The 13,052-nt window shown below is 61.2% G+C and carries 18 protein-coding genes and 1 pseudogene; 11 read left to right on the top strand and 8 right to left on the bottom strand.

Annotation, left to right across the window (positions count from 1 at the left end; translation table 11 throughout):
- Positions 1-301: 301 nt before the first annotated feature.
- The 4 genes and pseudogenes from H0W47_RS16655 to H0W47_RS16640 form a co-directional block, all read left to right on the top strand.
- A pseudogene (locus H0W47_RS16655) lies at positions 302-457 on the top strand (TetR family transcriptional regulator); the annotation flags it as partial.
- 230 nt (positions 458-687) lie between these two features.
- On the top strand, positions 688-1,107 hold the full coding sequence (locus H0W47_RS16650) for a hypothetical protein (RefSeq protein ID WP_296926407.1): 420 nt from the start codon (positions 688-690) through the stop codon (positions 1,105-1,107).
- Positions 1,108-1,125: 18 nt separating this feature from the next.
- Entirely contained in the window at positions 1,126-1,551 is a 426-nt protein-coding gene (locus H0W47_RS16645) for an N-acetyltransferase (protein WP_296926405.1), read from the top strand.
- Between the two features lie 326 nt (positions 1,552-1,877).
- Complete coding sequence (locus H0W47_RS16640; RefSeq protein WP_296926403.1) at positions 1,878-2,396, top strand: GNAT family N-acetyltransferase; 519 nt, start codon at positions 1,878-1,880, stop codon at positions 2,394-2,396.
- 88 nt (positions 2,397-2,484) lie between these two features.
- On the opposite strand, the gene H0W47_RS16635 is transcribed toward H0W47_RS16640, so the two are convergent.
- Positions 2,485-3,039: a DUF1439 domain-containing protein gene (locus H0W47_RS16635; protein WP_296926401.1), complete on the bottom strand. Its 555-nt coding sequence runs from the start codon at positions 3,037-3,039 to the stop codon at positions 2,485-2,487.
- Between the two features lie 329 nt (positions 3,040-3,368).
- On the opposite strand from H0W47_RS16635, the gene H0W47_RS16630 reads away from it, so the two are divergent.
- Both H0W47_RS16630 and H0W47_RS16625 read left to right on the top strand, forming a co-directional pair.
- Positions 3,369-3,866, top strand: a complete 498-nt coding sequence (locus H0W47_RS16630) for a hypothetical protein (RefSeq protein ID WP_296926399.1) — start codon at positions 3,369-3,371, stop codon at positions 3,864-3,866.
- A 108-nt stretch (positions 3,867-3,974) separates the two neighbouring features.
- On the top strand, positions 3,975-4,385 hold the full coding sequence (locus H0W47_RS16625) for a DUF1330 domain-containing protein (protein ID WP_296926397.1): 411 nt from the start codon (positions 3,975-3,977) through the stop codon (positions 4,383-4,385).
- Positions 4,386-4,445: 60 nt separating this feature from the next.
- On the opposite strand, the gene H0W47_RS16620 is transcribed toward H0W47_RS16625, so the two are convergent.
- Both H0W47_RS16620 and H0W47_RS16615 read right to left on the bottom strand, forming a co-directional pair.
- The gene (locus tag H0W47_RS16620; RefSeq protein ID WP_296926395.1) at positions 4,446-4,706 is read right to left on the bottom strand and encodes a hypothetical protein; all 261 of its coding nucleotides are present in this window, start codon (positions 4,704-4,706) and stop codon (positions 4,446-4,448) included.
- 99 nt (positions 4,707-4,805) lie between these two features.
- Positions 4,806-5,486 (bottom strand): YafY family protein, encoded by a 681-nt coding sequence (locus H0W47_RS16615; RefSeq protein WP_296926393.1) that lies wholly within the window; start codon positions 5,484-5,486, stop codon positions 4,806-4,808.
- Positions 5,487-5,589: 103 nt separating this feature from the next.
- Between H0W47_RS16615 and H0W47_RS16610 the strand changes: the two genes are divergently transcribed.
- Positions 5,590-6,198, top strand: a complete 609-nt coding sequence (locus H0W47_RS16610; RefSeq protein WP_296926391.1) for a glutathione S-transferase family protein — start codon at positions 5,590-5,592, stop codon at positions 6,196-6,198.
- Between the two features lie 338 nt (positions 6,199-6,536).
- On the opposite strand, the gene H0W47_RS16605 is transcribed toward H0W47_RS16610, so the two are convergent.
- The gene (locus H0W47_RS16605) at positions 6,537-7,403 is read right to left on the bottom strand and encodes an NAD(P)-binding domain-containing protein (RefSeq protein ID WP_296926390.1); all 867 of its coding nucleotides are present in this window, start codon (positions 7,401-7,403) and stop codon (positions 6,537-6,539) included.
- A gap of 97 nt (positions 7,404-7,500) precedes the next feature.
- Between H0W47_RS16605 and H0W47_RS16600 the strand changes: the two genes are divergently transcribed.
- The 4 genes from H0W47_RS16600 (at position 7,501) to H0W47_RS16585 (ending at position 10,002) form a co-directional block, all read left to right on the top strand.
- A complete protein-coding gene (locus H0W47_RS16600) occupies positions 7,501-7,890 on the top strand; it encodes a helix-turn-helix domain-containing protein (protein WP_296926388.1) in 390 nt (129 codons plus the stop codon).
- 220 nt (positions 7,891-8,110) lie between these two features.
- Positions 8,111-8,506: a MerR family transcriptional regulator gene (locus H0W47_RS16595; RefSeq protein WP_296926386.1), complete on the top strand. Its 396-nt coding sequence runs from the start codon at positions 8,111-8,113 to the stop codon at positions 8,504-8,506.
- Between the two features lie 51 nt (positions 8,507-8,557).
- Entirely contained in the window at positions 8,558-9,556 is a 999-nt protein-coding gene (locus H0W47_RS16590; protein ID WP_296926384.1) for an aldo/keto reductase, read from the top strand.
- A gap of 71 nt (positions 9,557-9,627) precedes the next feature.
- Positions 9,628-10,002, top strand: a complete 375-nt coding sequence (locus H0W47_RS16585; RefSeq protein ID WP_296926382.1) for an antibiotic biosynthesis monooxygenase — start codon at positions 9,628-9,630, stop codon at positions 10,000-10,002.
- Between the two features lie 58 nt (positions 10,003-10,060).
- Here the strand turns inward: H0W47_RS16585 and H0W47_RS16580 are convergent, their stop codons facing one another.
- From H0W47_RS16580 to H0W47_RS16565, 4 genes are all read right to left on the bottom strand, one after another.
- Positions 10,061-10,837, bottom strand: a complete 777-nt coding sequence (locus H0W47_RS16580; protein ID WP_296926380.1) for a tRNA-uridine aminocarboxypropyltransferase — start codon at positions 10,835-10,837, stop codon at positions 10,061-10,063.
- Positions 10,838-10,910: 73 nt separating this feature from the next.
- The gene (locus tag H0W47_RS16575) at positions 10,911-11,552 is read right to left on the bottom strand and encodes a nitroreductase family protein (RefSeq protein ID WP_296926409.1); all 642 of its coding nucleotides are present in this window, start codon (positions 11,550-11,552) and stop codon (positions 10,911-10,913) included.
- A gap of 223 nt (positions 11,553-11,775) precedes the next feature.
- Positions 11,776-12,159, bottom strand: a complete 384-nt coding sequence (locus H0W47_RS16570; protein ID WP_296926378.1) for a VOC family protein — start codon at positions 12,157-12,159, stop codon at positions 11,776-11,778.
- 202 nt (positions 12,160-12,361) lie between these two features.
- The gene (locus H0W47_RS16565; RefSeq protein ID WP_296926376.1) at positions 12,362-12,946 is read right to left on the bottom strand and encodes an ATP-binding protein; all 585 of its coding nucleotides are present in this window, start codon (positions 12,944-12,946) and stop codon (positions 12,362-12,364) included.
- Positions 12,947-13,052: the final 106 nt, after the last annotated feature.

Genomic DNA, 13,052 nt, shown 5'->3' with positions numbered 1-13,052 from the left:
ATCCAGTACCCAGACAATTCGACGAACGACACGCATCGGCCGCTGCGCGCCCCAAATCATGTGCTCATCGGACTACTGGTGAAATATCCGGGCTAGCTCGATCCCTGCGCCCAGCCGGTTCTCTTTGGGCAGCAGGCGCAGGACGGGCGCCTGCATCTCCAGCGCCAGAAAGCCGCCGGCCCGCAAGCGCCTGGGAAAGCGTTTGCCAGCGCCTCGCGCATCTTCTCGGCTGTCACGGTGTAGCTGGGCTGGGCTTGGGCAGGCTGCCACACCCAGGCAGAAGCGCCCGCCAGCGCCAGGGCCGGCCGAACGTCGGCCCGGTGCCGAGTTTCTGGCCTGGTCCGCTGTGCACGGCCTGGCCATGCTGGTCATCGACGGCCCGCTACGCAGCGTGATCGGCCCGCAGATGGAGCAGGTCGGCCAGCGCCTGCTGGACATGGTGGAAAAGCGGCTGTAAGCGTCTGGGCTGGGGTTTCGATCAAACAAGCCTTCAGCCCCCGTCCAACAGGCGCAAGCAGCTATCAAATCAGGAGCAAAATTTGGCGACCGCAAGCCAAAACTGCCTTGCACGCTGCGTCTGGCCGCCAGCATGGCGTGATCGCAAAAGTGCTCCGCGTGCCGCCAACCGTCCGGTCTGGGCCGGATACATTACGGGAAGAAAAAGCATCTGAAGGCTGAAGACACCCCATGGATACACCCGCCCGCCATCTGATCTTCCACGGCACCATCGTGCTGCTGTTCGGCCTGCTCTGCGGCGGACCGTATGCTGGCGCCATCAAGCGCCAGGCCGCCGCGCACATCGTCCATTCTTGGCGCGTGGCCCATGCCAGCCTGCCCATGGGCGCCACCCTCATGCTGGCCGTCGGTGCGCTGCTGTCGCAGCTGGCAGGCGGCGCGGCCCTGCACTGGTTTATCGCCGTTTCCCTCATCGTGTCGTCTTATGCCTTCTGCTTCGCACTGCCTCTGGCTGCCATTTCGGGGCACCGCGGTTTGTCATCGGGCAGCCCGCTGTCGGCACGGCTGGTGTTTGCCGGCAATGTGCTGGGGGCGTGGGCATCGGGGTTGGCTGCTGCTGCGCTGGTGTATGCGGCTTGGGTTTCGTTGTAGGCAGAGGCGGCAAAGAAGATGACCTCCGTGACGATCTACACACCTGGCGATGAGGAGGTCCGCCATGGCCTGCCTCTCGGACGCCGACTGCGAGAATTTAACTACCGGCACATTGGCGAGTATCCCGAGTCGCAGGTCATCTGGCTGAATGCGAAAGATTCGAGTGGGGTAGCAATCGGAGGGATTCGAGGCACGGTTCATATGTACTGGCTGCGCGTTGAGTTCCTCTGGGTTGAAGAGGCCTTTCGGCGATCCGGGGTAGGTGGCAGTCTCCTGGCTCAGGCCGAGGCACGGGCACGTGAACTTGGCGCAAAGAATTCAGGTCTTGAAACCTTTGAATGGCAGGCGCCGGATTTCTACCGTAAACAGGGGTATGTGGAGGCTGCCCGCGTGGACAACTATGTGGATGGGCGCTATTTGGCGTTCATGAGAAAGCCGCTATGAGTGGCGACGTCAAGCATCAGCAATGCAGCTTTGCCTGGCCACTCTTGAAGATGCCCACATCGTGCGGGCGTGTGAGCCGCTGCCGCGGCGAATCTGCGCGAAAAAGGCCAGCAACTCTGGTCGCCCGAGGAAGTGACTGAATATGCAGTTTCACGTCACATCAATGACGGGCTTTGTCACATCGGTTTCGAAGGTGCGGGCGCAGTGGGCGTGTTCCGACTTCAGCTGCCGCTTCGGGCTCGATTTCGGACCTCGCACAGCTGGGCATTGATGCCGCTGGCTGACTTTTTGATACGGGCGCACCGATGCCCAATTACGGGCACGCCATGCGAATTGAACCAGCTTCCAACGCACACCATGAGTCGCTCATAGACCTGCTGTGCGAACTGCACACCTATTACAACGAGGGTTCCGTGGCTTCGCGGGAAATCGTTCGTGAACACCTGCTCGACAACCTTTTGGGCCCGCAGTCGCCGCACCGCTTGATAGTGGCTGTTTCGGACAGCGACACGGTTGCAGGTTTGGCAGCGCTCACGCTGGCCTATTCACTTGTCGAGCCTGCGCCGAACAGGCGCAGGCATTGCCAGCTGAAAGAACTTTATGTGCTGTCGTCGGAGAGAAGCAAAGGCGTCGGGGCGGCACTCATGCTGGGGGTCGCCAGGTTCGCCCTGGAAAATGGTTGCCATCGCATTGACTGGCCGGTCAAGGCATCCAACCTGGGGGGCATTGCGTTTTATGAAGGTCTTGGGGCCGAGCGCGTTGCAGAGCGGCTCAGCTACAGACTCACCGAGCCGGGCATCCGTCAGCTTGCCGGCTTGGGCAGCGAAGCATCGCGTGGCGGCTGACGCAGCGACACGACCACCCGACAGCCGTATGCCCGCTTGCCGGCGCTGGTCTGCTGCCGAGGGGTTTAACTGGGCAGCCCTGGGCAGCTCACATCGCCTTCTTCGCCACAAACCCAATCACCAGCCCGCGCGCAGTGACCGTGATCGTGCCGGGCTCCACGCCCAGGCTGTCGGCCAGCATCAGGTCTTTCGGCTCCAGCTTGTGCAGCACCACCTCCAGCAGCGACTGCTCGGCCAGCGCCGGGCCGTAGGCTTGCAGCAGCGCGGCCGGGCCCGGCGGCATGCCGGACAGGCTGAGTCTGTTGACCTTGAGCTTGTGCGCGCGTATTGACTGGTCACTCGGCTCGTAACGCAGCGCAAAGTCCACATCGAAGTTGCCGGTGGTGCTGCGTGACAGCGCGGGGCCACCGGCATCCACCACCATTTGTGTGCCCAGGCGGTTCTGCTCGGGGAGCAGGCGCAGCTCAGGCGGCTGCAATGTCAGCTCCAGCAAGCCGCCCACAGGGTAGCGCATCGGGAATTTTTTGGCCACGGCCTGCTGCAGTTGCGCAGTCGTGACGGTGTAGCTCGGCTGCGCCTGCGCTACCGTTGAGCCGAGCAGCAGCGCGACCGCAAGTGTGGTGAGCCACTGTCTGCGTTTCATCGTGTTCCTTCAAAAGAGCCAGCCAAAGAGCCAGCCAAAGAGCCAGCCTGTCAGACTGACACGGTGCCGCAATGTTCCCGCTTGCCATGTACTGCTTCTTCCCGTGTGTGTGACATCCCGCATCTGCCAACGCAAAGACGCCTGCCGTGCACAGGCAAGCCGGTATCACGCTGAGTCAGGCAGGATGCGGGCCGCGGGATTCATGTAAAGCCGGCACCTGAATTAGAAAAAATTTGTCAACCCGGTCAACAACCCGCGATACGGCGCGTTGAACACCCGGCCCTGTGCCATTCAAATGACAACACCAAACCGAATTCAAAGGACTTTCCATGAACAAATTACTCGCCGCCCTGATGAGCACCCTGATCGCCGGCGCAGCATTTGCGCAAACTGCCGTGCCCGCAACGCCTGCAGTTCCAGCCAAGCCTGCCGTCGTCAAGGCAGAAGCCAAGGCCGAGAAGTCCGTCGCTGACGCCGTGAAAAGCGAAGCCAAGGTTGACGCCAAGGCCGATGCCAAGGTCAGCAAGGCCGAAGCCGCCGCCGCCAAAAAGAAAGCCAAAGCCATGAGCAAGGCTGCCGACACCAAGGCCAAGGCCGATGCCAAGGTCGCCAAGGCGGCCCCTGAAGACAAAGCCGCTGCCACGGCCAAAGCCGACAAGACCGACGCCAAGGCTGACCTGAAAGCCGGCAAGACCGTGATCAAGGCCGACACCAAGGTCGGCACCGTGCGCGTCAAGGCCGCAGGCGACAAGGCCGCTGCCAGCGCAGAAACCGCCGGCGTCAAGGCAGAAGCCAAGGCCGACGTGAAAGCTGCCGGCAGCAAGTAATTGCTCCAAGGGGGTTGCGGGCTTGCCCTGCGACGCCTTTTTTGAAAGACAGGCCCCGGCCTGTCTTTTTTTATGGGTGAAGCAAAGTACGGCGGGTGAGCCGCGCGCATGACCTCCCGCGTCATCGACGCCCCGCGGCCCAAGGGCGACCATGCAGGCATATCCACAGAATGGAAGCCACCCATGCCCGCCTACGCTTTTGCCCTGCTGCGCAATGTGAAGATCAACGACCAGATTGCCCAGTACATCTCGCGCATCGACGCCACACTCGCGCCTTTCGGCGGCGCGTTCAAGATTCACGGCGGGCGCACCGAGGTGGTTGAGGGCAGCTTCGACCACACCCTGGTGGCGATCACCTTCCCTGACATGGACCACGCGCGGCGCTGGTACGCCTCGGAAGCCTATCAGGCCATCCTGCCGCTGCGCACCAACAACTCTGAAGGCATCACCTTTTTAGTCGAGGGCGTGGAAGAGGGCTACCAGGGCAGCCAGATGCTGGCCAAGCTGGCCCCTTGCTGAGGGGCTGCCCGGCGCGCCGGGTTGTGCTTATGCCGCCACGCATGACCTGCTGGCCGCTGCTCAGTTGCGCGCCCGCCCCACCACCGACCAGCCGGCTTTCTGGTTGGCCTTGTCGTTTTCATACTCCCACGCCGTGCCGCAGCGGTCGCACTGGTAGCTGGTCACAGTGACCAGCGCGCCGCCACGCCGCTCTTGTCGGTTGGCACCCTGCACCAGCTCTGCGTGGCCCGGCGCCTTGCGCCAGTTGCGCTGGATGCCGGCGCACGCGTCGCACAGCGTCATCTTTTTCAGTTCGTTCTGGCGGTTCAGGTCGTCGGTCATGGTGCTTTGCTTCGGTTGGGGCTGCGCGTGGGTTGCAGCGCGTGAAATGTGATTGTCGCCGCCTTCCCGTGCGTTCAGTGATGCTGCCTGCGCATCCCGTCAGGCTGCGAGCTGAGCCAGGTAGGTGCGCAGCAGCGCGACCCGCCGCGGCCGGAAACTCACGCCCGCAGCCTCCATCTGCTTGATGCGTTCGACGCGGAACATGCGGAAATCTTCGCGCAGGCAGCACCAAGCCAGCACGACCAGCATGTTGTTTGCATAAACGATGGCGAGCGGCCAGATCTGCCGGTCTGTGACCGCGCCCTTACCGTCGGCATAGCGAATCTGCACCGCTTCTTCGCGCCAGCACCCTTCCCGAATGAGGTGCATGTCGGGCAGCGGCGGAAAGCGCTTTTCAAATCGGTACACCTGCGACACCGCGTGCAGCAGGTGCTGCTGCCCCACCGAGGGAAGTGTCGCGGTGACCTTGCCCAGCACGGCCGCAGCTGCCTTGGCCAGCGCCGGGTCGCCCATGTGGCTGACCTCGGCCAGGCCCAGCGCCAGCGCCTCAATCTCGATGCGGCTGAACATTTGCGGCGGCAGCGTACCGTCTTCAATCAGGCAATAACCGTAGCCGCGCTCACCGCCAATCTCGGCGCCGGCGGCGCGCAGGCTTTCAATGTCGCGGTAGATCGAGCGCACGGACACCCCCGTTTCGTCCGCCAGTCGCGCGGCAGTGACGGGCGCGGGCAAAGTACGCAGGGCTTGCAGCAGACGGAAAAGACGATCAGAGCGGGACATTGAGTAACTGACAAAAACTGGCAGGAGGGTTGGATAGAGTAACACCTGCCAACGACCGGTTTTTTCGCAAACCGGCCACCATCAACCACCTGAAGGAACCCTCATGCTGACCCTTTTCCATTCCCCCGATAGCCGTTCAACCCGGGTTCTTGCCCTGCTCAAGGAGCTCGACGCGCTTGACGACGTGCAGATCGACATCGTGACCATCCCCCGCGTTGACGGCTCGGGTGGCCGCGACGCGCGCAACCCGCACCCCGAGGGCAAGGTGCCGCTGCTTGTGCACGACGGCGTCGCCGTGTGGGAGTCCAGCGCCATCTTGCTGTACTTGGCGGAGCTGTATCCCCAAGCCGGACTGCACATACCGACAGGGCATGCGCAGCGCGGCGCCTATCTCAGCTGGTTCGCGTGGTATTCCGGTGTTGTCGAGCCGATCCTGATGCTCGAGGCCGCCGGGCTGAAACATCCGAACATCACGTCGACCTTTCGCAGCAGCGCGGAGGTCATCGCCCGGCTGGAGGCCGCCCTGGCGCACCAGCCGTATCTGCTGGGCGCGAAGTTCACCGCAGCCGATCTGCTGCTGCATTCGCCTTATGCCTGGTTTGGCAAACCAGGCAACCCGGTGATCGATGCCTGGGTCGACCGCTGCATGGCCCGGCCCGGCGCACGCTTTGCGGCCGAGTACGACAAAGCGCATCCGCTGCCGCAAGCTTAGAGAGTTCGTGAGTGCGTCATGCCATGGCGACGCGCGGCTGACGCAGCGGGCAGGGCTGAAGCACGTGAGCCCAAGGACTCGTGCATTCATCCCCTGGTGACACCCGGGCAAACCACGGCAAGAACGCTACTCATGCAAACCGCCTAAACCTCGCAAGCGCTGGTGCACCGCGTCTTCCCTGTCCCCTGGCAGCTGCTGTTTGGCCTTCAGGTAGTGATCGGTGAAGACGGGGCCCAATTGGCCTCCGGGCCTCCAGCGCCGCGTTGAGAACGACATCGACACTCCGCCCCTCGTTTTGCGGGCGAAGTTCGCTATCAAAACCAGAGCAGCTATGCACCTTACTTGCGCAGCACCTGAATAAGCGCCGCCAGTTCCTTGTTCTCCAGTCCGGCTTGCTGGGCCCGTTTGAGCAGCCCGGCGGCCAGTGCGGAGAACTCGGTGTTCAATCCCCTTGCCTGGGCAAACGCGTGGATGCGCTGGGTTGCCTCGACGCTGATTCTCAGCGGGCTTTCGGTGATGGTGAAGTCCTTGCTCTGAATGACTTTGCCTTCATGCGCAAAGAAGGAGCCAAAGCTCGGTGAGATGTCGGCGACGATTTTGCCGAACTGGCTGATGTCCAGGCCTTCCGCCTCGGCGATCAGCGCGCCTTGCATGAAGCCAACGAAACCGCCGTAGACATACGACAAAGTTGCTAGATCCATCGTCGACGCCGCTTCCATCTTGCTGCCCAAAAAGACAAAATTGCCGGCAAGGTCTGACAGCACCTGCTTGTGCAGCTTGAAAGCAGCCTCGCTGCCGGAGATCAGCACCGGTGTGTTGTCTTCGCCCATCTGGCTGGGCGCTGCCTGTATCGCCCCTTCAAGATATGCAACCCCGTGCCGGGCCGCCCACTGTGCCGACTCTGTTGCATCGGCAGGGCTGCCTGTCGTCAGTTGCACCAGCGTCTTGCCCGCCATGGCTTGCGCAAAGCCAGGCATGGCCAGGATGTCATTGACAGCCGCATAGTCATACACACACATGACCACCAGCGGGCTGTCCCCTACCGCTTCTGCAGCGGTTGCGGCGGCCGCGGCCCCCTGGTCTACCAGCGGCAGGGTCTTTTGCCGGGTTCGATTCCAGACGGTGACCTTGCGCGCCTTTTTGATAAACAGCTGCGCCAGCGTGACGCCCATCGAACCCAAACCCAGAACAGTTACTTTTTTCATAAACACCCACAAAAATTGAAGAGCACGCATCATCTGTTTTGTGCTCCCAAATCGTCAAGTACCTACTAAAATGTCTGTACTTACTCTGAGGTGTGTCATGACTGAAGATCCCCATTTCAACTGCGGCATTGGCCCGGCGTTTAACGTCATAGGCGGTAAGTGGAAGGCTGTGATTCTTTGGGAGTTGGATGCAGGGGCCAAAAGGTTTGGCGAGCTCAAGCGCCTGGTGTCAGGCGTCAGCGAGAAGATGCTGATTCAGCAGCTCAAAGAGCTGGTGGCTGATGGCCTGCTCTTGAGAGTCGCGCGCGACACTGTGCCGCCGCATGTTGAATATTCACTCACGCCTTTGGGCATTTCTTTGAACAAGGCCCTCGGTCCTCTGGCAGATTGGGGTCTGCAGTACGCGGCACGACCTCCAGCCAAAATGGACGCTGCGCCAAAGCACACCGCCCGACAGCCGGCCACTCGATTGATCAAGTTGATGTAGACCCCTGGAGTGATCCATAAACGGCTTTAGCCCAGTAAGTACGGGTGAATCAAGCTATTGAATTGATAGCGATCTGGTTGTGATGTCTTGGCGGAAGCGTCGAGCCTCGAGGCTGTAGCGATGGTCAAAAGCTCAGCGCATTCGCCGTGCTGCTGCAGCTCATCGCCCTGCGTAAAAAAGGGCTTGACTTCGAGTGCACTCGAAGTTTTACAGTCAAGCCATGACCAACGCACCCACCGTCTCCTTGAGCATTGCCGAAGCCGCAGAAGCCTCGGGGCTGAGCGCCTACACCCTGCGCTATTACGAGCAGATTGGCCTCATCGCACCGATTGACCGCCGCAGCGGCGCGCGCCGGTACAGCGACACCGACATGCGCTGGCTCGACTTTCTGGTGCGTCTGCGCGCCACCGGGATGTCGATGCAGGTCATGCAGCGCTACGCCGAGCTACTACGCGAAGGCAACACCGCCACCAGCCTGGCCGAGCGGCAAACCATGCTGGAAGAGCACGCCGCCCATCTCGAAGCGGGCCTGCGCGCCCAGCGCGAAACCCTGCAGTACATCCGCAAAAAAATCGGGCTGTATGAAGAGATGCGCGCTGTGCCCAAGCGCGCCTGAACCCACCGCCAATCCATCAACCCCCCAACCCAATTTTCACCAAACAACACCATGATCAAAACCCGTACCCTTGGCCGCAACGGCTCCGCTATTTCCGCCATCGGCCTCGGCTGCATGGGCATGAGCGAGTTCTACAGCAACCGCGATGACACAGAATCCATCGCCACCCTTCACCATGCGCTGGACCGTGGCATCAACTTCCTCGACACCTCTGACATCTATGGCCCGTACACCAACGAGCTCTTGATTGGCAAGGCCATAGCCGCACGCCGAAAAGACGTGTTTATCGCCACCAAGTTCGGCATCATGCGTGACCCAGCCAACGCTGCGATACGCGGCGTCAATGGCAGCCCGGACTACGTGCGGGCAAGTTGCGACGCCAGCCTCAAGCGCCTGGGCATTGAACAAATAGACCTGTACTACCAGCACCGGGTAGACAAGACGGTGCCAATTGAAGACACCGTGGGCGCGATGGCTGAGTTAGTGAAAGCCGGCAAGGTGCGTTACCTGGGACTGTCTGAGGCGTCTGCTGCCACCATTGCGCGCGCCTGCAAAGTGCACCCCATTGCCGCCCTGCAAAGCGAGTATTCGTTGTGGACGCGCGACCCCGAAGCCACTGGCACGCTGGCCGCCTGCCGCGAGCACGGCGTGAGCCTGGTGGCCTATTCCCCCTTGGGCCGCGGCTTTTTAACCGGCGCCTTCAGCAAGCCCGAAGATCTGCCGGTTGATGACTACCGCCGCAATTTCTCTCCCCGGTTTGCCGAAGAAAACTTCGCCCGCAACCTTGCTTTGGTGGATGCGGTGAAGGAGATCGCGCAGGCCAAAGGCGTCACCACCTCGCAAGTGGCGCTGGCGTGGGTGCTGGCCCAGGGGGAAGACATCATTCCCATCCCTGGCACAAAACGCCGCGCCTATCTGGACCAGAACATCGCCGCTATTGACGTGGTGCTGAGCCCCGCAGAGCTGGCAGATCTTGACAAGGCTTTCCCGCCCGACGCGGCGGCTGGCCTGCGCTACCCTGAAGCCTTTTTGGGGTCGGTCAACGCGTAAGGCGGGTGGTAGTCACTGCGTGCAGAATGAGTGCAATCACATCACCCGTGAGAACCCCTGGAGAAAAATGAATGCTTGCGCTCGACACCTGCTGCACCTTGGTACCGTACTTCGAGGTCCAAGACGGGCAACTTGACGCTTTCAAAGCCTTGGTGAAAGAGCTCATCAACAAGACGCGCGCCGAGCCTGGTTGCATGCACTACACCTTCTCATTCAGCGGCAACCTCGCGCACTGTCGCGAAGGATACGTCGACGCCGCCGCCCTGCTCGCGCATCGTGAGAATGTTGCTGAATTGATTGGTCAAGCGCTGAAGATCGCAAAGGTCGTAAGGTTGGAGGTGCATGCGCCAGAAGCGGAGATCGAGAAGCTGCGCGGCCCCATGGCTTCGCCGAGTCCACAGTTCTTCACCCTTGAAGAAGGCTTTCGCCGCAGCTGCGATGCCTGACCCTTTAATCGAGAGGACATGCCCTTGCAGGCCGAGTTATGCCTCTCATCTCCAACGGTTAAAAGGCATCATCCCCCTGTGGCTGCATGCGCAAGCTGGAAAGCCGCACATGCGCAGCATCCTCCATGTTTACCGGCAACTGCTGCTTGGCGAGCAGGTAGTGGCTGGTAAACACATCCAGATAAGCCTCAAGCGTTTGCGCCGCGTGCGCCTCACCCGCCAGCGTCAGGCACAGCGCGGCTACTTCTGATGTACAAAAGTGCTCGTCGCGTTGCGAGCGGCGCAGCTTGTAGCTCGAGAGTTGCTCGCTCTGCAGGCTCAGCACTGGCAGCTTGTCGAGGTAAGGGCTTTTGCGAAACATCTTGCGCGCCTCAGGCCAGGTCGCGTCCAGCAGCACAAACAACGGCCGTTTGCCGCCGCCAGCGTCAAGTGCCTGCACATCTGTCACCACCCGCTCAGCCGCCACAAACTCGCCAGGGAAGACCAGATACGGCTGCCACTGCGGGTCACGCAAAAGCGCCAGCAACGCAGGGTCAACCTCGGTGCGCGCCCAGCCAAAGGCAAAGGTGTCGGCCACCACATCAGCCACCAGCCAGCCGGTGTTGCTGGGTTTGAGTGGCTCGATGTCGGCCATCAGCAGGCACACGCCCGCACGCACGGGTAGCACCGGGCGCAAGGCACAGATGCAATGGCTGGGCACCAGGCGGCAGCCAGCGCAGCGCTCGCCGCGCGGACCGCCGCGGGCTAAAAATGGTTTGGAGCTGCGCGCCAGGCGGGCGGCACGCAGGCGGCTGACCGCATGAGGTGGCGCGTGCGGATCGTGAAGGTGGCGCATACAAGGGACTGTAGCAGCGGGTCCCCGCAGCCGCGCCGCTCAGGCGGACTGCCTCGTCATGCCCCTGCGCCGGTCAGACCTCCGTGATGAACTGTTCGCGTGGGCGGCGCACCTTGGTCAGGTTCACCAGCCAGTCCTTGTCGGCCTCGCGGTAGCCCAGCGGCAAAATGGCCACGCTGCGCAGGCCTCTTGCGCGCAGGTTCAGAATCTCGTCCAGCGCAGCCGGGTCAAAACCTTCCATCGGCGTGCAGTCCACCTCTTCAAAGGCGGCAGCCATCATCGCGGCACTCAGGCCAATGTAGGCCTGGCGGGCGGCATGCTGATGGTTCACCTCTGCGCCGCGCTGCGGGTACATGCCCAGCAGCAGGTTGCGGTAATTTTCCCAGCCCTCGTTCTTTGTGCCGCGCACGGCGTTGGTCAGGTCAAACATCATGTTGATGCGCTCCGCCGTGTAATTGTCCCAGGCAGCAAACACCAGCAGGTGCGAGCCATCGGTGATCTGGCCCTGGTTCCACGCAATGGGCTTGATGCGCTCACGCACGTCCTTGTTGCTCACCACAATGATCTCGTACGGTTGCAAACCACTGGACGTGGGCGCCAGCCGCGCTGCTTCCAGAATCCGCTCCACCTTGTCCTGCGGCACCGCGCGGGCCGGGTCCAGTTTCTTGGCGGCATAACGCCACTGCAGGCGTTCCATCAGCGGGTCTGATGGCATGTCCCCTGGCGGTGCTGTCAGGGTGGTTGGGGCGGTAAGAGTGGCAGAAGCGGTCATTGGCGGGTCCTCGGTTGATGATGTGCACCGAAGGTAAGGCCGCCGTTGCTGCTTTGGAAGCGCCAATAAAGCGTAATTGAATTCCAGTTTCAACAACAATTAATCAATCAGGCGCGGCCCGCCCGTCCCGCCGCGCGCCAGCTAGCCCTAGCGCCCTTCGCCCGGTCTAGGCAGCAGGCGGGCGGTGCAGCCCGCACAGCTTGTTGCCGTCCGGGTCGCGCAGGTAACACAGGTAGAGCTGACCCGCAGGGCCTTCACGAAAGCCCGGCGGGTCTTCACATGTGGTGCCGCCATTGGCCACACCTGCTGCGTGGAAGGCGTCACATTGCTCCGGCGACTCCATCTTGAAGCCGATGGTGCTGCCATTGCCGTGGCAAGCCGGCTCGCCATTGATCGGCGTGGTGATGCCGAAGGAACCGCCCTTGCTGCGGTAGAAGTAGCGGTTCTTGTTAGCAACGCCAGGGGCGATGCCCAGGGTGCCGAGTACGGCGTCGTAAAACTTCTTTGAGGCTTCGAGGTCGTTAACGCCGACCATGACATGACTGAACATTGGTTTGTCTCCGTTGACCGTTCGCGCGGGTGCGAAAGGGTAAGCAAATAGTAGTCGATCGAGTGAGCAGGAAATTCGCACCCGGCTTCCCGCGTTCGCAAGCGCGCAAAAAAGATTTGGTGTTCCGGAACTGTGCAAACTGCGCAACGGAAGACGGGGAGGACGGGAGATTAGCAACAACAAGAGAACTCAGCCGCCTTTCTCAATTTTGCATTGCCTGGTTGCGCCAGCCTTCGACCGCCTTCGTAGCCGCGCCGATCTTGGTATCGTTTGTCCAACGATCCCAAAACTCAACCGTTCCACTATTTGGTTTTTGATTCGGTTCAGCTATGCGAATGCGAGTAGGGAGGAGACTGGCGTCGCCGACCACTAAGGCTTCCCCGGTATCTAAAACGGGTAACAAATCTCCAAAACTGCCAAGGCTATCCGGTAACAATCGCTTTACTACGGATTGATCGTCGCCGTTCGTTAGCCTCATAGCAATGAGGTTGTTGCATTGACTCAGTACCGTGCGGTTAACTTCCGATGGTCGCTGGCTTATTACCGCCAATCCCACACCGTACTTTCTACCCTCCTTGGCAATACGTTCGAAAATTTCTACCGAGACATCTCCTGCTCCGGACTCTCGTCGCTCGGGAATATATAAGTGCGCTTCATCACAGAAGATAGCTATTGGGTGTCGCCGATCTGCTGGTGTCCACTGTTGTACAGAAAACGCCAAGCCAGCAACGAGACTGACGATTAACGGGAGGATGTCCGAGGGAACCTGAATCGCCCCGGGTTTCATGGAGGCTGTTTGGTTTAAGTCATGCCTCCACCGTGGAGGCTTGACTGGCGAGTTGCCGGTAGTAGTTTGCCTCAGCTTCTGCCGGAGGTATATATCCGATAGGGCC

It is taken from the genome of Polaromonas sp., from assembly GCF_013817205.1.
Taxonomy (GTDB): domain Bacteria; phylum Pseudomonadota; class Gammaproteobacteria; order Burkholderiales; family Burkholderiaceae_C; genus Polaromonas.
This window is presented reverse-complemented; position numbering and strand designations above follow the sequence as displayed.